At 67.9% G+C, this 18,559-nt stretch carries 14 protein-coding genes; 2 read left to right on the top strand and 12 right to left on the bottom strand.

Annotated features, from left to right (window positions below):
• Nucleotides 1–122 precede the first annotated feature (122 nt).
• A protein-coding gene (gene prfB, locus ACGHX3_RS09015) for a peptide chain release factor 2 (protein ID WP_313928013.1) occupies nucleotides 123–1,248 on the bottom strand; the annotation gives its coding sequence in 2 pieces (ribosomal slippage) (nucleotides 123–1,172 and nucleotides 1,174–1,248; 1,125 coding nt in all).
• Nucleotides 1,249–1,376: 128 nt separating this feature from the next.
• On the opposite strand from prfB, the gene ACGHX3_RS09010 reads away from it, so the two are divergent.
• Complete coding sequence (locus ACGHX3_RS09010; RefSeq protein WP_394697160.1) at nucleotides 1,377–3,305, top strand: diguanylate cyclase; 1,929 nt, start codon at nucleotides 1,377–1,379, stop codon at nucleotides 3,303–3,305.
• Here ACGHX3_RS09010 and ACGHX3_RS09005 read toward each other — a convergent pair whose 3' ends face one another.
• A complete protein-coding gene (locus tag ACGHX3_RS09005; protein WP_394697159.1) occupies nucleotides 3,306–4,190 on the bottom strand; it encodes a LytTR family DNA-binding domain-containing protein in 885 nt (294 codons plus the stop codon).
• A 154-nt stretch (nucleotides 4,191–4,344) separates the two neighbouring features.
• Between ACGHX3_RS09005 and ACGHX3_RS09000 the strand changes: the two genes are divergently transcribed.
• Entirely contained in the window at nucleotides 4,345–5,553 is a 1,209-nt protein-coding gene (locus ACGHX3_RS09000) for an acyltransferase family protein (protein ID WP_394697158.1), read from the top strand.
• Between the two features lie 7 nt (nucleotides 5,554–5,560).
• Here ACGHX3_RS09000 and recJ read toward each other — a convergent pair whose 3' ends face one another.
• The 10 genes from recJ to dnaJ all read right to left on the bottom strand — a co-directional run bounded on the left by recJ (nucleotide 5,561) and on the right by dnaJ (nucleotide 18,461).
• Nucleotides 5,561–7,288 (bottom strand): single-stranded-DNA-specific exonuclease RecJ, encoded by a 1,728-nt coding sequence (gene recJ / locus ACGHX3_RS08995; RefSeq protein WP_394697157.1) that lies wholly within the window; start codon nucleotides 7,286–7,288, stop codon nucleotides 5,561–5,563.
• Nucleotides 7,285–8,238 (bottom strand): phosphoglycerate mutase, encoded by a 954-nt coding sequence (locus ACGHX3_RS08990; RefSeq protein WP_394697156.1) that lies wholly within the window; start codon nucleotides 8,236–8,238, stop codon nucleotides 7,285–7,287. Before ACGHX3_RS08990 ends, recJ begins: the two co-directional genes overlap by 4 nt.
• A 7-nt stretch (nucleotides 8,239–8,245) precedes the next feature.
• A complete protein-coding gene (gene greA / locus ACGHX3_RS08985; protein WP_192271214.1) occupies nucleotides 8,246–8,710 on the bottom strand; it encodes a transcription elongation factor GreA in 465 nt (154 codons plus the stop codon).
• 8 nt (nucleotides 8,711–8,718) lie between these two features.
• Nucleotides 8,719–11,964 (bottom strand): carbamoyl-phosphate synthase large subunit, encoded by a 3,246-nt coding sequence (gene carB / locus ACGHX3_RS08980; RefSeq protein ID WP_394697155.1) that lies wholly within the window; start codon nucleotides 11,962–11,964, stop codon nucleotides 8,719–8,721.
• An 80-nt stretch (nucleotides 11,965–12,044) separates the two neighbouring features.
• Nucleotides 12,045–12,608, bottom strand: coding sequence for a hypothetical protein (locus tag ACGHX3_RS08975; protein WP_394697154.1), 564 nt, complete (start codon nucleotides 12,606–12,608; stop codon nucleotides 12,045–12,047).
• Nucleotides 12,605–13,732 carry a glutamine-hydrolyzing carbamoyl-phosphate synthase small subunit gene (gene carA / locus ACGHX3_RS08970; RefSeq protein WP_394697153.1) on the bottom strand — a complete coding sequence of 376 codons (1,128 nt, stop codon included), beginning with the start codon at nucleotides 13,730–13,732 and terminating at the stop codon, nucleotides 12,605–12,607. The genes ACGHX3_RS08975 and carA overlap by 4 nt, the downstream gene beginning before the upstream one ends.
• Before the next feature lie 222 nt (nucleotides 13,733–13,954).
• Nucleotides 13,955–14,674: a 4-hydroxy-tetrahydrodipicolinate reductase gene (dapB, locus tag ACGHX3_RS08965; RefSeq protein ID WP_394697152.1), complete on the bottom strand. Its 720-nt coding sequence runs from the start codon at nucleotides 14,672–14,674 to the stop codon at nucleotides 13,955–13,957.
• A gap of 57 nt (nucleotides 14,675–14,731) precedes the next feature.
• A complete protein-coding gene (locus ACGHX3_RS08960; RefSeq protein ID WP_394697151.1) occupies nucleotides 14,732–16,042 on the bottom strand; it encodes an EAL domain-containing protein in 1,311 nt (436 codons plus the stop codon).
• A gap of 141 nt (nucleotides 16,043–16,183) precedes the next feature.
• Nucleotides 16,184–17,287 (bottom strand): prephenate dehydrogenase, encoded by a 1,104-nt coding sequence (locus ACGHX3_RS08955; protein WP_394697150.1) that lies wholly within the window; start codon nucleotides 17,285–17,287, stop codon nucleotides 16,184–16,186.
• A gap of 55 nt (nucleotides 17,288–17,342) precedes the next feature.
• A complete protein-coding gene (gene dnaJ, locus ACGHX3_RS08950) occupies nucleotides 17,343–18,461 on the bottom strand; it encodes a molecular chaperone DnaJ (protein WP_213604925.1) in 1,119 nt (372 codons plus the stop codon).
• Nucleotides 18,462–18,559: the final 98 nt, after the last annotated feature.

Below are 18,559 nucleotides of genomic sequence, written 5' to 3'. Positions count from 1 at the left end.
GCGGTCGCAGGGATTCTAGGAAGGGGAATGTAGGAGCGGCCCGTGGCCGCGATGCTCTGACACGTCTACTTGGAGAAGCATCGCGGCCATGGGCCGCTCCTACAGGAAGACGCGTCGCCCGATCAGGCGTCGATGCGTTTGGAACCGGCTTCCAGGCCGGATTTCAGGCTGGCCTCGACGAACTCGTCAAGATCGCCATCCAGCACCTTCTGCGTATCCGAACGCTCCACGCCGGTGCGCAGGTCCTTGATGCGGCTCTGGTCCAGCACGTAGTTGCGGATCTGGCTGCCCCAGCCGATGTCGGACTTGGTGGCTTCCACCGCATCGCGCTCGGCGTTGCGCTTCTGTATCTCCAGCTCGTACAGCTTGGCGGCCAGCATCTTCATCGCGTTGTCGCGGTTCTGGTGCTGGCTGCGGCCGGTCTGGCAGGCGACGACAATACCGGTCGGCACGTGGGTGATGCGCACCGCCGATTCGGTCTTGTTGACGTGCTGACCGCCGGCGCCGGACGAGCGGTACACGTCGGTCTTCAGGTCGGCCGGATTGATGTCGATGTCGATGTTGTCGTCGACTTCCGGCGACACGAACACCGACGTGAAGCTGGTGTGGCGTCGGTTGTCGGAGTCGAACGGCGACTTGCGCACCAGGCGGTGCACACCGGTTTCGGTCTTCAGCCAGCCATAGGCGAAGTCGCCTTCCACCCGCAGCGTGGCCGACTTGATGCCGGCGACGTCGCCGCCGCTGGCTTCCATCAGTTCGGTCTTCCAGCCGCGCGATTCGCACCAGCGCAGGTACATGCGCAACAGGATTTCCGCCCAGTCCTGCGCTTCGGTGCCGCCGGCACCGGCCTGGATGTCGACGAAGGCGTTGGAGCTGTCCATCTTGCCGGAGAACATGCGCTGGAATTCCAGCTTGTCCACGTGGACGGCGTAGCGCTCCACGTCGGCCACCACGGCGCTCGCGGTGTCCTCGTCGTTCTCCATCTCGGCCAGTTCCAGCAGTTCGCCGGCGCCGGTCAGGCCGTCCTCGATGTCGCGGATGCCGTTGACCGTCTTGTCCAGCAGCGAACGCTCACGGCCGAGCTGCTGGGCGTACTCGGCGTTGTTCCAGATGTCCGGGCTTTCCAGCTCGCGGTTTACTTCTTCCAGGCGCTCGCGCTTGGCATCGTAGTCAAAGATACCCCCGGAGCGAGGCCAGCCTGTCCTGCAGGTCGGCGATGCGCTGGCGGATGGGATTGAGCTCGATCATGGGTCGTGGGGCGGGGCTGGAAACGGTCGGCAAGGATACCAGAGGCATGCGCGGCGCCGTGCCGGGGCCTGCTGCGTGGAACGGGACTTGCATCGTTGCGGGCGCGTCCTTCCGAGAGCCGTCCGCGCATGCCGACTCCCGCCACTCCCCTGCCCGTCCCGTTGTTGCCGTGGCTGCTCGGCCTCGCGCTGCTGGCCGGCCTGCCGTCTTCGCGCGCCCAGGGTACGCAGCCGGTCGTGGACCAGCGTGCCGACGAGGTGAAGCGCTGCCTGCAGTTGCGGCGCGATGCTCCCCCGGTCGCGGTCGCACTGGCGGAGTCGCTGCTGCGCGAGCCCGACCTGGCGGTCGAGGACGAAGTGAAGATCTACAGCTGCCTCGGCATCGCGGCCGGGTTGGCGGGCGACAGGACCCGCGCGGTGGAGGCTGGTGCGCAGATGGAGCGACTGGTAAAGGAGCACCCCCGCCTGCCCGCGCAGTTCCGTGCACGCGCCTATTCCCAGGCCGGCTCGGTGTTCCACGGCGCGGGCCAGATCCGTCGCGCCGAAGCCGCCTATCTGGACGCACAGGGTCTGGCTGCGCAGCTGCCGGCCGAGGAGGCCGCGCTGTTCCAGGCCACCACGCTGGCCAACATCGGCCTGATCCATACGGACTACCTGGATTCGCCGGAGATCGCGGATGGCTATTACCGCAAGGCCTTGGCGGCCGCGGACTCGGTCGGCCTGGAGGATCCGCTGATCCTGCATAACCATGCCCTCAACCTGGTCGCACTTGGCCGTACCGACGAGGCGATGGCCGTGATCGACCACGGCGAAGCGGTGGCGCGACGCAAACAGGCGCAATCCGTGGTCGATCGCCTGCGGGCCGAACGGGCGGGCCTGTGGATCGCGCAGGGCCGCCTCGCCCAGGCCAGGCCGCTGCTCGACGCCGTCATCAGCGCCCAACAGGCCAGTGCCGACAAGCCTGGCCTCGCCGGGTCGCTGGCCAAGCTGTCGACGCTGCAACGCCTGTCCGGCGACTACGCCGGTGCGTTGGCGACCGCCAAGCGCGCCTGGTCGAACGTGGATGGCACGCCTCAACCGCAGAAGCAGCGCGAGGTACTGCGTGCCTGGATGGCCGCGCATGCCGCGCAAGGCCAGGCCGACGACGCCATGGACGTCGGCGCGCGCCTGCATGCACTGGACATGCAGGCGCTGAAGGAACAGCGACTCGAGCTGCTGGCCGACCTGCAGGCCCGCAGCGAAAGCGCCGCCGCACAGCGCGAACTGGCCACGATGCGCCACCAGGCGCAGATCCGTGTGCTGAACGACGAGAAGTCGACGTTGCTGCGCCGCTACGGCATCGCCCTGCTGGTACTGCTGGTGCTTGTCGGCGTCGGTTTCGGTCTTCTGCAACGTCGCAAGAACCGGCAGCTGCGCAAGGTCAGCGCCACCGATCCACTGACCGGCCTGCGCAACCGGCGCGCCGCGACCGAGGCGATGAAGGCGATCTCGTCGCAACGCCCGGTGGCCGGCACCCGCCACGTGCTGTTCCTGATCGACATCGACCACTTCAAGAAGGTCAACGACGGCTTCGGCCACCATGCCGGCGACCAGGTGCTGATCGCGCTGGCGCACCGCCTGCGCGAGATCGGCCGCGTGGACGACGTCATCGCCCGCTGGGGTGGCGAGGAATTCCTGATGGCCTGCGCCGACCTGACCGAGGCGCAGGCCTGCACCGTCGCGTCACGGCTGCACGAAGCCCTGTGCGAAGTGCACGAACTGGCGCCCCGTCAGCAGTGGCCGTTGACCGTGTCGCTGGGCTTCGCGCCCTTCCCGTTCTTCGACAACGCGACCGGCGGCTGGGACTACGCATTGCGCATGGCCGACCGCGCACTGTACGCCGCCAAGGACCGCCGCAACGCCTGGGCCGGCCTGTGGGGGCGCACACTGCCGGTGGGTGCCACGTTGCAGGCGCTGCTGGAAGCACCCGAGGAGGCCGTCCGCAGCGGCGCCATCGAGCTGGTCGCCAGTTATGCGGTGGAACGCCTGCCACAGGTGCCGGCGTCGCGCGCGGCCTGATCAGGCGGCTTCGGCGCCGGTGCGCTGGCGCAGGTCCTGCCGATAGCGTCGGCTGCATGGCAGGGCGCTGCCATCCTTCATGTGTACGCGCGCGTCGCCGGTATCCAGCGGTTCGATCGACACCACCTGGTCGAGGCTGACGATGTAGCTGCGATGGATGCGGGCGAACCGGCGCGGATCCAGCCGTGCCTGGATGCCGGCGACGGTGCTGCGCAACGGGTAGTCGTGGCCGCGAACGCGCAGGTTGACGTAGTTGCCTGCCGCCTGCAGCCACTCGATGTCGTTGGCGGCCACCAGGAAATCGCGGCCGAGCTTGCGCACCAGGAACCGGTCCGGCTGGTCCACCGGTTCCAGCGGCGGCCCCTCGTCGGGCTCCGCGAGCAGGCTGGCCTCGCCCTGCCAGCGCCGCAGGAGCAGCCGGTAAGCCTCCATGGTCAGCACGATGTACGCGAAGCTCCGGATGTCCTTCAGGTATTCGTAGAACAGTTCGCGCGGCCACGGCCCGAAGTCGTAGCTCATTCCCTGAAGGCGGTAGGCCAGCATGCGCAGCGCCACCATGCCGACCACATGCACCACGCAGACCACGAGGCTGGCACCGACATACCGCGCCATCTGTCGGCGCCAGTCGCCCCACAGGAAGGGAAAGCGGCGGGTGAACCAGGCCATCGCCGGCAGCACGACCAGCAGCCACATCACCGCGCTGCTGGCCTCCCAGACTGCCGGCTCCCACGCCTGCACGCCGGATTCGCCGCGCCGGAAGTCCATCAGCGTGGTGATGCTGTTGGCGATGCAGTTCGCCCCGATCATCGCTACCCAGAAGCCGGCCTCGGCCCAGCGCTTCCAGGGCAGATAGCGTTCGTAGGTCAGCGTGGCACGTTCGGTCATGCACGCATTCTAGCGGTCGCCCCGGCGTGCACCCTCCGCGATCCGTCCCTCGATGCCGGCCATTGGCCCCTCCGCGACCGCCATGCGTCCCTTCGCGATGGAAGCGCGCGGCCCGGCATCGGACGCTGGCCGCCGACAACACAAGGAGACGATCATGCAACGCCGTCACGATCTGGACTGGGTCCGCGTCTGCGCCTTCGGGCTGCTGGTGCTCTACCACGTGGGCATGTACTACGTGACCTGGGACTGGCATGTGAAGAGCCCGGACGCCAGCGATGCGCTGGAGCCGTTCATGCTGCTCAGTTCGCCGTGGCGCCTGTCGTTGCTGTTCCTGGTGTCCGGCGCGGCCACCGCCTTCCTGCTCGGCAAGGCACGGCAGGCAGCGGACGCTGCGGGAACGCGCACCCGCTTCCTCGGCGCCCGCTCCTGGCGGCTGCTGGTGCCGCTGGTCTTCGGCATGCTCGTGATCGTGCCCCCGCAGGCCTACTACGAAGTGGTGGAGCAGCTGCCGGGTGGCTATCACGAGGGCTACATGGCGTTCTACGGACGCTACCTCACCGCCTACGACGGCTTCTGCGACGCCGACGGCTGCCTCAGGATCCCGACCTGGAACCACCTGTGGTTCGTCGCTTACCTGTGGGTCTATACCGTGGCCCTGTGGCTGCTGTGGCGGCTGGCGCCGCGGGTGCTCGACGCCAGCCGCCAGCTGCTCGCCACGCGGCTGTCGGGGCTGGGGGTGCTGGTCTGGCCGGTCCTGTTCCTGGGCGTGGCCCGGGTGTTGCTGGTCGGCCGCTTCGAGCAGACACACGCGCTGGTCGACGACTGGTACAACCATGCGCAGTACTTCGGCGTGTTCCTGTTCGGCTTCCTCGTCGCGCGCGCCGACGGGGTATGGCAGGCGATCGACCGGCTGCGCTGGCCCGCGCTGGTGACCTGGCTCGTCAGCTGGGCGGGACTGATCGCCTATTTCACCCGCTTCGCCGATATCGATCCGCCGGACGCGCTGCGCATGGCGATGCGGTTGGCCTGGGCGCTGAACCAGTGGTGCGCCATCGTCGCGGTGCTCGGTTTCGCGCACCACTGGCAGCCGGGCGACAGTCGCGTGCTGCGCTACCTGGTGCCTGCCGTCTTCCCGGTCTACATCCTGCATCAGACCGTCATCGTGGTGGTGGCGCATCACCTGAAAGCGTCGGCGATTCCGCCGCTGGTCGAAGGTCCTCTGCTGGTCGCGATCACCTTCGCCACATGCTTCGCCGGCTACGAAGGCATCCGGCGCGTCGGCTGGCTGCGGCCGCTGTTCGGTCTGACGCGCAGGCAGGCGCCGCGCGTGAAGGCAGCGGCGGCGGTCGCGGAGCGGCCGTGAGCCAGGCTCAGGCGATCGGCAGCCAGTGCCGCAGCAGCAACTGGATGCCGCGACGGTCCTTCCAGTCGTCGGTATCCAGTTGATAGGCCGCCTGGATGCGCGCCGGCGGCGGCACGTCCTGCCAACCGTTGAAGTGGATGGCGTTGAGCGCAGAGGAATGACCTGGCGGCCGCAGCGAGAACTTCAGGTGCTTCTCGCCCACGACCCGCCAATCCAGCACGTCGAACACGCCATCGAACACCGGTTCGGGAAACCCCTGCCCCCACGGACCGGCGCCACGCAGTACGTCGGCATGGATCCGATCGAGCTCAGCGGGCGAGAGTTCGCCATCGCTCAGGATCTCCTCGCGCAGCAGATCCTCGTCGAGCATCGTGGATGCGTACTGATGGAAGGCCGCGCGGAACTCGGGTAGCACGCTTTCGTCCAGCGACAGCCCCGCCGCCATTGCATGGCCGCCGAAGCGCTGCATGAGGCCGGGATGCAGGGCGTCGATCGCCGCCAGCGCATCGCGGATGTGGAAGCCCGGGATCGAGCGCGCCGAGCCACGCAGCGTGGTGCTGCCGGGCTCGGCCGGTGCGAACGCGATCACCGGCCGATGCAGCCTCTCCTTGATCTTGGAGGCGACCAGACCGACCACGCCGGGATGCCACTCCGGATCGAACAGGCACGGTGCCAGCGGCACCGGCGCGCCGTCGGTGCTTTCGATGCGCGCGAGCGCCGTATGCGCCTCGTCGACCATCTGCTGCTGCACGCCACGCCGTTCGGCGTTGATGCCGTCGAGCACGCGCGCCATCTCATCCGCCTGGGGGGCGTCGTCGGTCAGCAGGCAGGCGATGCCGAGCGCCATGTCCTCCAGCCGTCCCGCCGCATTGAGGCGCGGCGCGATGGCGAAGCCGATATCGGCGGCGGTCAAGCGTGCCGGGTCGCGTCCTGCCACGCGTATCAGTGCCTGCAGGCCGGCGCATCCCTGTCCGGCGCGCAGGCGTCGCAGGCCGGCGCCGACGAGGGCGCGATTGTTGGCATCCAGCGGCACCAGGTCGGCGACCGTGCCGATGGCGACGAGGTCGAGCAGCGTGGAGAGATCCGGCTCAGCGCCCGCGAACGCGGCGCGCTCGCGCAGCACGCGACGCAGCGCGAGCAGCACGTAGAACATCACGCCGACCCCGGCCAGCATCTTGCTGGGGAACGGGTCGCCGCGCAGGTTCGGATTGACGATGACATCCGCTGGCGGTAGTCGATCTCCCGGCAGGTGATGGTCGGTGACCAGCACCTGCCAACCGCGTGCTTTCGCTTCGGCAATACCGGCATGACACGCGATGCCGTGGTCGACCGTCACCAGCAGGTCGGGCTGCAATGCCGCCAGTTCGTCCACCAGCGACGGCGACAGGCCGTATCCATGGACCATGCGGTTGGGCACCGCTGGCGTCACCCGACGCGCGCCGAGCAGGCACAGGCCGCGCACGCCGACCGCGCAGGCGGTGGCGCCGTCGCAATCGAAATCGCCGACGATGACGATGTGCCGGTCCTGCGCGATCGCATCGGCCAGCAGCGCGGTGGCCGCATCCAGGCCACCCAGCGAATCCGGGGGCAGCAACTGCGCGAGCCGCGGCTGGGCCTGGTCGATCGACAGCGCGCCGCGAGCCTCGTAGATCCGGCGCAGCAGGGGCGGCACGCTGTCCGGCCATTGCCCGCCCGCCACGATGGCGCGACGGCGGATACGCGGGGATGGCGTCATGCCGGAACGTGGTCCGGGCGCGCCGTATCCAGTCGCTGCAGCGCACCGCGCCACAGGCGCCAGCGCTGGTCGCGGCGCAGGGAGAACAGGGCGCCATCCTCGAAGTCGAGGTTCAGCGCATCGAGTTCGCGCTTGCGCAGCGCATCGAGCAACGGGCGCAACGCATCGCTGCACAGCAGATCGAGATTGCGCAGGTGGCGCAGGTCGATCAGCGCATCCACCCCGCCCTCCCCGTTGGCATGCGTGGCTTCGACACCAGCCACCTGCGCGAGCGACTGCAGCAGCACATCGTTGCCCTTCACCTGGCGGAATCCGGTAGTCACGGCATCGGGCAGCACGCCGCCTCCCCAGAACCACAGCGAGTTCACCGGCGGCTTGCCCTGTGCCGTGCGCTGCGCGTTCCAGGGGTGGTTGTGCAGCAACACCTGCGCTTCGCTGAGCAGCGCACGCCAGCGCCGACCGGCATCGCCTTCCGGCAGGTGCGCAAAAAGATCGTCGCCGAGGACCTCGCTGGCCGGCGCGAATGCGGGCAGCTTCGCGTCAAGCGACAAGCGCAGGTACCAGCGCGACGGGTCCGGCGCATCGAGCAACATGCCGGCATCGCCGAACAGGGGCTTCAAGGCCGGCAGCAGCTGCGTGGTGTCGTCGTCCGTGAGTGCGAGCGCTTCGCCGTAGGCGAGCATGCGCGCGCCGGTCATGTCGGGCGACACGCGCGCCGGATCGGCGCGGAGCCAGGTCGCACCGGCCGCATCGCGCGCGTCGCGTTGCCGGGTCAGCGCCGCGACCGGCCAATGGTCGGGCACCAGCCGGAACTGGCGGCGCAGCTGCGCGCGCTCGCCCGCCTCGCCTTCCGCGCGGTCCGCACGTCCGAGCGCCTTGGCGATGTCGGGCGGCAGCACCTGCCCGACCAGGCGGGTCCGCACAGGCAGCAGCAGGGTGGCCTGGGCCATCAGTCCGTCAGTCGGCGTAGGAGACGCTGACGATTTCGTACTCGCGCTGGCCGGCCGGCGCGTCGATGGTGACGCTGTCGCCTTCGTGCTTGCCGATCAGGGCGCGCGCCAGCGGCGAGGAAATCGCGATCAGGCCCAGCTTGATGTCGGCTTCCAGGTCGCCGACGATCTGGTAGCGCTTTTCTTCATCGGTATCCACGTCGGCCAGCACCACCTTGGCGCCGAACACGATGCGCGAACCGGCGTTGAGCTTGCTGACGTCGATGATCTCCGAGTGCGACAGCTCGCCTTCCAGCTGCTTGATGCGGCCTTCGATGAAACCCTGCTGCTCGCGCGCAGCGTGGTACTCGGCGTTCTCCTTCAGGTCGCCGTGCGCACGCGCTTCGGCGATGGCCGTGATCACCTCGGGACGCTTGACCGTCTTCAGCAGATCCAGTTCCTGGCGCAGGCGCTGCGCGCCTTGCATGGTCAATGGGGCTCTCACCCTTGAAGCTCCTTGTGCAGTTCCTGCAACGCCAGCACCGGGCCCGTGCCGCGGTATTCCAGCGAATGCACCAGCGCCTTGGCGCCGGCGACGGTCGTCGAATAGGTGACGCGGTGCTGCAGGGCCTCGCGCCGGATGGAGAAGGAGTCGGCGATCGCCTGGCGTCCTTCCGTGGTGTTGACGATATACACGATTTCGCCGTTCTTGATCAGGTCGACGACGTGCGGGCGGCCTTCCAGCACCTTGTTAATCTGCTCGCAGGCGATGCCGTGCTCGCCCAGCCATGCCGCCGTGCCCGCCGTGGCGACGATGGCGTAGCCGCGGCCGACCAGTTCCTGCGCCACCGGCAGCACGCGCTTCTTGTCCGGGTCGCGCACCGAAATGAACACCTTGCCCACCGGCGGCGCCTTGATGCCGCCGGCTTCCTGCGCACGCGCCATGGCCGCACCGAAGCTGCGGCCCACGCCCATCACCTCGCCCGTGGAGCGCATCTCCGGGCCGAGGATCGGGTCGACGCCCTGGAACTTGGCGAACGGGAAGATCGCTTCCTTGACCGAGTAGTAGTCCGGCACGATTTCCTTCGTGGCGCCCTGCCCGGCCAGCGTCCTGCCGGCCATGCAGCGGGCCGCGATCTTCGCCAGCGGCATGCCGGTGGCCTTGGACACGAACGGCACCGTGCGCGAGGCGCGCGGATTCACTTCCAGCAGGTAGACGATGTCGTCGTTGCCGTCTTCGCTAAGCTGGATGGCGAACTGGGTGTTCATCAGGCCGACGACCTTCAGGGCCTTGGCCAGTTCGACCACCTGGCGGCGCAGCTCGTCCTGCGTCTTCGCCGACAGCGAGTACGGCGGCAGCGAACACGAGGAGTCGCCCGAGTGCACGCCCGCCTCTTCGATATGCTCCATCACGCCGCCGATCAGCACGTTGCCCTCGGCGTCCGCAATGATGTCGACGTCCACTTCCACCGCGTTGTCGAGGAAGCGGTCCAGCAGCACCGGCGAATCGTTGGAGACCTTCACCGCGTCGCGCACGTAGCGGGCCAGGTCGGATTCGCCATAGACAATCTCCATCGCGCGGCCACCCAGCACGTACGACGGACGCACGACCAGCGGGTAGCCGATCTCGCGCGCCAGCAGCAGGGCTTCCTGGTCGTTGCGGGCGATGCGGTTGGGCGGCTGCTTCAACGCGAGCTTGTCGACCAGCTGCTGGAAGCGCTCGCGGTCCTCGGCCAGGTCGATGGAATCCGGGCTGGTGCCGATCACCGGCACGCCATTGGCCTCTAGCGCACGCGCGAGCTTCAGCGGCGTCTGGCCGCCGTACTGCACGATGACGCCCTTCGGCTGCTCCAGTTCGACGATCTCCAGCACGTCTTCCAGCGTCAGCGGCTCGAAGTACAGGCGGTCGGAGGTGTCGTAGTCGGTGGAGACGGTTTCCGGGTTGCAGTTGACCATGATGGTCTCGAACCCGTCCTCGCGCAGCGCCAGCGCGGCATGCACGCAGCAGTAGTCGAACTCGATGCCCTGGCCGATGCGGTTGGGACCGCCGCCGAGGATCATGATCTTGTCGCGGTTGGTGGGCAGCGCCTCGCACTCGTCCTCATAGGTCGAATACAGATAGGCGGTGCTGGTGGCGAACTCGGCCGCGCAGGAGTCCACGCGCTTGTAGACCGGCTTCACGCCCAGCGCCTTGCGCAGCACGCGCACGGCGGCCTCGTCGGTGCCGGCCAGCTGCGCCAGGCGCGCATCGGAAAAGCCCATGCGCTTCAGGCGACGCATGCGCGCCTTGTCGAGCGAGCCCAGGCCGTCGGTGGCGAGCTGCTGCTCGGCGGCGATGATCTCTTCCATCTGGTCGAGGAACCACGGGTCGATGAACGACAGCGCGTGCACCTGCTCCACCGTCATGCCGGCGCGGAACGCATCGGCCACGTAGAACAGGCGTTCCGGGCCCGGCGCCTTCAGTTCGCGGCGCAGCGTGGCCAGATCGTCCTCGTCGGCCAGGTCGAGGCCGGTGGGGTCGAGGCCGACCTTGCCGGTCTCCAGCCCGCGCAGTGCCTTCTGCAGCGATTCCTGGAAGGTGCGGCCCATCGCCATCACCTCGCCCACCGACTTCATCTGGGTGGTCAGGCGCGCATCGGCCTGCGGGAACTTCTCGAACGCGAAGCGCGGGATCTTGGTGACCACGTAGTCGATCGCCGGCTCGAACGAGGCCGGGGTCAGGCCGCCGGTGATCTCGTTCTTCAGTTCGTCCAGCGTGTAGCCGACGGCCAGCTTGGCCGCGACCTTGGCGATCGGGAAACCGGTGGCCTTGGAGGCCAGCGCCGAGGAACGCGATACGCGCGGATTCATCTCGATGACGACGACGCGACCGGTCTGCGCATTGATGCCGAACTGCACGTTCGAACCGCCGGTGTCCACACCAATCTTGCGCAGCACGGCGATCGAGGCATCGCGAAGGCGCTGGTATTCCTTGTCGGTCAGCGTCTGCGCCGGCGCGACGGTGATGCTGTCGCCGGTGTGCACGCCCATGGGATCGAGGTTCTCGATCGAGCAGACGATGATGCAGTTGTCCGCGGTGTCGCGGACCACTTCCATCTCGAATTCCTTCCAGCCCAGCACCGATTCTTCCACCAGCACTTCGGTAGTCGGCGACAGTTCGAGGCCGCGGGTGACGATGTCGACCAGTTCCTCGCGGTTGTAGGCGATGCCGCCGCCGCTGCCTCCCAGCGTGAAGCTGGGACGGATGATGGTGGGATAGCCGACGCGGGTCTGGATTTCCAGGGCTTCTTCCAGCGTGTGGGCAACGGCGGCCTTCGGGCATTCCAGCCCGATCTCGCCCATCGCCACGCGGAACAGCTCGCGGTCTTCGGCCATGCGGATGGCGTCGCGCTTGGCGCCGATCAATTCGACGCCGTACTTCTCCAGCACGCCATTGTCGGCCAGGTCCAGCGCACAGTTCAGCGCGGTCTGGCCACCCATCGTCGGCAGCAGCGCGTCGGGCTTCTCCTTGGCGATGATCTTCTCGACCGTCTGCCAGTTGATCGGCTCGATGTACACCGCGTCCGCCATCTCCGGGTCGGTCATGATGGTCGCGGGATTGCTGTTGACCAGTACCACCCGGTACCCCTCCTCGCGCAGCGCCTTGCAGGCCTGTGCGCCGGAGTAGTCGAACTCGCAGGCCTGGCCGATGACGATCGGGCCTGCGCCGATGATGAGGATGGTCTTGAGGTCTTGACGCTTGGGCATGGTGTCCTCGATCTGTTGCGTTGCCGTCGCGCACGATGCGCGGCGCGGCGAAGTGGATAGTCAGCGCATCCGGCGGATGCTCAGAGGGTGGTGTCCTCGATGCCGCAATGGGTCTGCGCGTCGTCCTTGAAGGCGTCGAGCTCGGCGTCGGTCATGTCCAGGTCCGGAAACTCGCGTTCGAGCACCTTGGCCGCCGGGGTCCCCATGAATTCGACCACCTGCATCATCGCCGCCTGCGGCAGTCCGCCCAGCATGGATTCGGGCTCCGGCGCCGGTTGCCCGTTGATGCTGGACTCCACACCCTTGCGCACGAACTGCATGAGCTTGCTGCCACCTTCGGTCTCCGCGAACGCGATCCATTGGCCAGCCGTCTGCTCGTCGCCGAACAGGGTGCGGAACGCGTCCACGAGTTTCACCGACATGATCGGTTCGATCCGCGCCAGCAGGCACGTGCGCTGTGCGGGCGCCAGGTCGGCGAACGCAGGTTCCTTCCCGATCTCCGTTTCCATCACCTGCACGACCGCGCTGTCGAAGCCGAACAACTGCTGCAACTGCCGCACCTGCTCATGGGTGGGCAGCGTCGCGGATGCCGGCGCGGCCAGGAAGGCCAGCAGGAACCCGAGACCGCGTTGTCGCAGATTCATCGCGACGCCACCATGGATTGCACGAAGCGGTCGAACAGTGGCGCCACATCGTGCGGACCCGGCGAGGCTTCCGGATGTCCCTGGAACGAGAACGCTGGCGCGTCGGTCAGTTCGATGCCCTGGTTGGTGCCGTCGAACAGCGAGCGGTGGATGACGCGCACATTCGCCGGCAGCGAGGCTTCGTCGACGGCGAAGCCGTGATTCTGCGAGGTGATCATCACCCGGCCGCCGTCGAGATCCTGCACCGGATGGTTCGCACCGTGGTGGCCGTGGCCCATCTTCATGGTCTGCGCGCCGGCGGCGAGCGCCAGCAGCTGGTGGCCCAGGCAGATGCCGAAGGTCGGGATCTTCTTCGCGATGAACTCGCGGATCGCGGTGATGGCGTAGTCGCACGGCGCCGGGTCGCCCGGACCGTTGGACAGGAATACGCCATCGGGCTGCAGCGCCAGCGCGTCGGCGGCGCTGGTCTGCGCCGGTACCACGGTGACGTCGCAACCGCGCTCGGCCAGCATGCGCAGGATGTTGTGCTTCACGCCGAAGTCGTAGGCCACCACTTTGAACGTCGCCGGCGCCTGCACGAAGGCGTTGCGGTCGAGGTCCAACTGGCCGTCGCGCCATGGATACGGTGTGTCGGTGGTGACCACCTTGGCCAGGTCCATGCCCTTCAGGCCGGGGAACTTGCGTGCGGCTTCGAGCGCCTTCTCGACATCGACATCGTCGCCCGCCATCAGCGCGCCGTTCTGGGCGCCGCGCTCGCGCAGGATGCGGGTCAGCTTGCGGGTGTCGATGCCGGCGATGGCCACGATGCCGCGCGTGGACAGCCACTCCGGCAGGGCCTGCTGGTTGCGCCAGCTGCTGGGGCGGCGCGGCACGTCGCGCACGATCAGGCCAGCACACCAGACCTTGGACGCTTCGTCGTCCTGGTCGGTGCAGCCGGTGTTGCCGATATGGGGATACGTCAGGGTGACGAGCTGGCGGGCGTAGGACGGGTCGGTCAGGATTTCCTGGTAGCCGGTCATCGCGGTGTTGAACACCACTTCGCCGACCGAAAGGCCGTCTGCGCCTACGGATTCGCCCTCGAATACGGTGCCGTCTTCGAGTACGAGGATTGCGGGTCGTGTCACGGGGTTCGCCTTGGGGTGGAGGAACCCTGTCCCACCGGCTTGCGGCTGCAAGAAACCGCGAACGCGGCGTTGATCCGGTCCGTGGCGATGGGTAACAGGCGAGCGGGAATTGTACGGAAACGGCCTGTTCAGCGCCACCGTTTTTTTGCCCGTCAGACCATTGGCAGACCGCTGCCGGCAGGCGTGTTCAGTTTCCGGGACAACGTTCGCGTTCCCGCCCCTTCAGTCCAGCAGGTCACGCACCCGGTAGTCGCCGGCCGGCCGATCGAGCAGCTTGCGCGCCACATGCAAGGCGCCGCGGGCGAACACGTCACGATGCGTCGCGCGGTGGACCAGCTCGATGCGCTCGCCCAGGCCGGCGAACTGCACCGTGTGCTCACCGACGATGTCGCCTGCACGCAGGCTGGCGTAGTGCACCTGCGCGCCCGCACTGGCGGCCGCCTGGCCCAGCGTCAGCGCGGTACCCGACGGTGCGTCCTTCTTGTGCACGTGGTGCGACTCCACGACATCGATGTCCCAGCCGGGCAGCGCGGATGCCGCACGCTCCACCAGTTCCGCCAGCACGGCGACGCCGAGGCTGAAGTTGGTCGCCCAGACCAGAGGAATGGTGGTAGCCGCCGCCGCCAGCGTGGACTGCTGCGCGGACGAGACGCCGGTGGTGCCCGATACCAGGGCCGCCTTGCGCTCGACGCACAGTGCGAGGACCGAATCGAAGCCTTCCGGCAGGCTGAAATCGATGGCGACATCGAACGCCGGCACGCCCGCCAGTTCGCTGGCTGCGAAATGCGGCACGCCATTGACGACGCGCGGCGACGGCGTGCGTCGCGTCACGGCGCCGACCACCTGGTAGCGCTCGGGCTCGGCAGCCGCAAGACGGAGCAACGCCTGGCCCATCCTGCCGGATGCGCCATGGATCAGGAGACGGGTCGGTGAGGTGTTCATGGCCGCATGGTAGCCGCGGTCCGCCGGGCTGGCGACCGCCTGGGGGCGCTCCCGGGATCAGGGCACCTGCGGATGACCCAGATGGTAGCCCTGCGCATAGGGCACGCCGAGCGTCTTCAGCGTCTGCAGCTGCTCCGCGGTTTCCACGCCCTCGGCCACGAGTTCGGCCTGCGTACCACGCGCGAACGTCAGTAACGCGGCGATCAGGGCCTGCATGCGTGGCCGCTGGTCGACCTCGCGCACCAGCGTGAAGTCGAGCTTGATGATGTCCGGCGCCAGGCGCAGTACGTGCCGCAGGCTTGAAAAGCCGGCCCCGGTATCGTCCACGGCGATGCGCAGGCCCAGCGCCTGCAGGGCGGAGAGGCAGGCATTGAGTCGCCCGTAGTCTTCCACCGGGGTGTGCTCGGTGATCTCCAGCACCAGACGGCGCATGTCGTGGGCCTCGAGCATCGACTTCAGCTCGTCGCTGCAGACCGTTTCCGGCGACGCGTTGATTGCCAAGTAGGCGTCGGCCGGAATCCGGGCGAGTTGGTCCAGTGCGACCCGGGCCGCCGCCAACTCCAACCGGATGCTCATCCCGTGCCGTGCGGCCTCCTCGAACCAGCGACCGGTCGACAGGTCGTACTCCACCGGGAAGCGCGCGAGCGCCTCGTAACCGACGACCACGTCATCGGCGATGCGCACGATGGGTTGCAGGGCAGTCGTGAGCTGCGCGCCCTCCAGCACGGCCTCCAGGCGTTCACGTCCTTCGCGGGATTGCTGGCGGTCGCGATCGCCCTGGCCTTTCCTCTGTTCCAGCGCGGCCCGCATCTGCGCATGCTCGATGGCGTTGTAGAGGCTGGCGGCCACCAGCGTACTCAGCTGGTCGAGGGTGCGCTGGTCGGTGTCGCCGTAGGCGCCGGGGGTCGTCGAGACCACCTTGAGCACGCCCACGGCCTGGCGGCGGAAATACAGCGGTGCCACCAGCATCGAGCGGAGCCCCACGCTGCGGCAGGCTTCGCGGTTGACGCGCGGATCGGTCTCGCTGTCGTCGCAACGCATGACGCGCCCTTCCTCCAGGCACCGTCCCGACAAGCTGCCCTTCACCGGCAACATCAAGCCGACCTGGTTACCCGCGATGCCGCTGGCCGACCAGTAGCGCATGTGCTCGCCATCCTGGATCTCCAACACGGCACCCGCCGATCGCGTCAGTTCCTGCGCGCGGTACGTGATCGCATCGACGACATCCTGCGGGTCAGGCCCGGCGGCGGCGATCTCGCTTTGAGCCGCCACGATCCGCGTCAGCAACGCGACCGCATCTTCATCGGTCATCGCCGGGACCGGTGGCCGGGCCGACGCGATCGGAATCAGCTTGTGGTTGCGTACCATGTCCGTCGCTCCCTGCGGATGATGATGGATGCGCACGCGTCCACGCACCCCGGTGGGACCGATGCTAGGCCCCTCATCTCACAGTTGTCGAGTAAACGGGTTTACCACGTGTCGGGCTTTGCGTGATCGCCGGACGCGCGGCTACGGCAGGATGCGACCGAGTCCCTGCGCCACGATGTCGAACACGGTTCTTTCCAGGGCGACGCGATCGACGTCGTCGAATCCGATGCGGAAGTGCACGTCTCCGCCGGGAGTACGCGAAGAGTGGATCGACGACAGGCTGACGCCATGCCGCTCGAAAACATGCAGCAAAGCGCGCAGCGATCCGGGGCGATCCTCTGGCAGGTGCACGCTGAGCGCCTGGCCGGCCGCCGGATCGGCCAGCAGGTAACCGATCCGTTCGTAGCTGTAGTTGCCGGCGGCCAGCGTGGCCTCGCCGATCGCGCTGCGGTTGTCGTGGAGGAATTCATCGCGGAAGGTCGCGCGCGCCGCATCGCTGCCCTCGCCCACCAGTGCGGCCATGCGCGTGATCTGCGCGCCGAGTGCCTGCAGGACCTCGCCGGCGTGCGGATTGCCGAACTGGATGTCCTCGTAGATCGCGGGATTCAACGACAGGATACGCGCGATGATCGCCGCGTCCATTTCGAAGGATGCCGACCGGAATGGCATCACCGCGGCCAGGTCGCCCACCTGCGCCGCCTGCTCCTTCAACACACCCGCCTGCGCCAGGTGCGTGGCATGCACCATCGCCTGCACGAGGGCCATGACGCGGTCGTGCTGCACCGGCGTCGCGCGCACGCACTCGGCCTCGAGCGCATGCAGCAGGTCGTCGAGCCAGGGGCGCCAGCGCCCGATGCGCGCCTCGCAGACGACCATCACCCTGCCCTTCAGGGTCGGCGCCTTGGGCGGCGCGGTCATCGGATGCAATCCCGCGACCTCCGCATGCGAGCACAACATCGCGTCTACCGGCGCGGACTTGATCGAGGTGACGTCGAGCCACAACTTGCCGGCCTCGCTGCCGTCCGCCAGCGCCACATACCGGGCGATCAGCGACGCCGTGTGGCGGATGGGTGCGGCGAACACCAGCACGTCGGCACGACGCACCAGTTCGGACTCGCCCGTCGACGACGCGTCGGTCGGGTCATGGCCGATGACGTCCAATCCCATTCGGGCGCGGAAGAACTGCTGCAGCCAGCGGCCGTAGGCGCCGGCGATGCCGACAATGCCAATGAGGGGTGCGGACACGAAAAGGGCTCCACGAGGGAGCCCTATTCTAGAAGCATGTCGGAACCGCGGAACCTCAGGACGTCATGCGGTCCCAGAATCCTTTCACGCCGTCGAGGAACGTCGCCGACTTCGGCGAGTGCTTGCGCGCTTCTTCGCCACTGAAGGTCGCTTCAAACTTCTCCAGCAACTCGCGTTGCTCGGACGTCAGGTTGACCGGCGTTTCGACCACCACGCGGCAGTACAGGTCGCCCTCGCTGCGGCTGCGCACGGACTTGACGCCCTTGCCGCGCAGGCGGAACAGCTTGCCGGTCTGGGTTTCGGCCGGAATGCGGATCTCCGCTTCGCCCTTCAGGGTGGGCACGCGGACGGTGTCGCCCAGCGCCGCCTGCGAGATGCGGATCGGCACTTCGCAATGCAGATCGTCGCCATCGCGCTGGAAGATGTCGTGCTCGCGCACGCGCACTTCCACGTACAGGTCGCCCGGCGGCGTACCCGGCGGACCGGCTTCACCCTCTCCCGTCAGGCGGATGCGGTCGCCGTTGTCCACGCCCGCCGGAATCTTTACCGACAGGACCTTCTCTTCCTCGACCCGGCCGGCGCCGTGGCAGTGCGTGCAGGGATTCTTGATGGTCTGGCCGCGCCCGCCGCAGGCGGGACAGGCTTGCTGCATGGCGAAGATGCCGCGTTGCATGCGCACGTTGCCGCGTCCGCCGCAGGTCGTGCAGGTTTCGATCTTGCCGTCCGCCGAGCCGGAGCCGTTGCAGGGCTCGCAGGGCGCCAGCGACGGAATCTCGATGCGCTTCTCGACGCCGGCGACGGCCTCTTCCAGGTCCAGCTCCATGACATAGCCGACATCGGCACCGCGACGCGCGGCACGCGCACCGCCGCCACCGAAGATGTTGCCGAAGATGTCGCCGAAGATGTCGCCCATGTCCGGGCCGCCGGGACCGCCGCCGCCCATGCCATGCTCGAATGCGGCATGTCCGTGGGCGTCGTAGGTGCGGCGCTTGGCGCCGTCCGACAGGACTTCGTAGGCCTCCTTGCATTCCTTGAAGGCGGCTTCGGCGGCGGCATCGCCGGGATTGCGGTCCGGGTGATGCTTCATCGCGCAGCGGCGGTAGGCCTTCTTCAGGTCTTCATCGCTGGCGTCGCGGGCCACGCCCAGGACTTCGTAGTAGTCGCGCTTGCTCATGGAGCCGTGATTCGTGATGGGTGACGGGTGATTCGTAACGGCAACGGTGCCCGGGTAACCGGGATCGGAAACGGAACAAGCGGAGCTTTCGCTCCGCT

Origin of the sequence: Pseudoxanthomonas japonensis (genome assembly GCF_043632995.1) — a bacterium.
Lineage (GTDB): Bacteria > Pseudomonadota > Gammaproteobacteria > Xanthomonadales > Xanthomonadaceae > Pseudoxanthomonas_A > Pseudoxanthomonas_A japonensis.
This window is presented reverse-complemented; position numbering and strand designations above follow the sequence as displayed.

Bases quoted from the DNA above. Each gene is read 5' to 3' on its own strand.
- ACGHX3_RS09010 (WP_394697160.1), top strand. From the start codon at position 1,377: ATGCCGACTCCCGCCACTCCCCTGCCCGTCCCGTTGTTGCCGTGGCTG.
- ACGHX3_RS09005 (WP_394697159.1), bottom strand. From the start codon at position 4,190: ATGACCGAACGTGCCACGCTGACCTACGAACGCTATCTGCCCTGGAAG.
- ACGHX3_RS09000 (WP_394697158.1), top strand. From the start codon at position 4,345: ATGCAACGCCGTCACGATCTGGACTGGGTCCGCGTCTGCGCCTTCGGG.
- recJ (WP_394697157.1), bottom strand. From the start codon at position 7,288: ATGACGCCATCCCCGCGTATCCGCCGTCGCGCCATCGTGGCGGGCGGG.
- ACGHX3_RS08990 (WP_394697156.1), bottom strand. From the start codon at position 8,238: ATGGCCCAGGCCACCCTGCTGCTGCCTGTGCGGACCCGCCTGGTCGGG.
- carB (WP_394697155.1), bottom strand. From the start codon at position 11,964: ATGCCCAAGCGTCAAGACCTCAAGACCATCCTCATCATCGGCGCAGGC.
- ACGHX3_RS08975 (WP_394697154.1), bottom strand. From the start codon at position 12,608: ATGAATCTGCGACAACGCGGTCTCGGGTTCCTGCTGGCCTTCCTGGCC.
- dapB (WP_394697152.1), bottom strand. From the start codon at position 14,674: ATGAACACCTCACCGACCCGTCTCCTGATCCATGGCGCATCCGGCAGG.
- ACGHX3_RS08960 (WP_394697151.1), bottom strand. From the start codon at position 16,042: ATGGTACGCAACCACAAGCTGATTCCGATCGCGTCGGCCCGGCCACCG.
- dnaJ (WP_213604925.1), bottom strand. From the start codon at position 18,461: ATGAGCAAGCGCGACTACTACGAAGTCCTGGGCGTGGCCCGCGACGCC.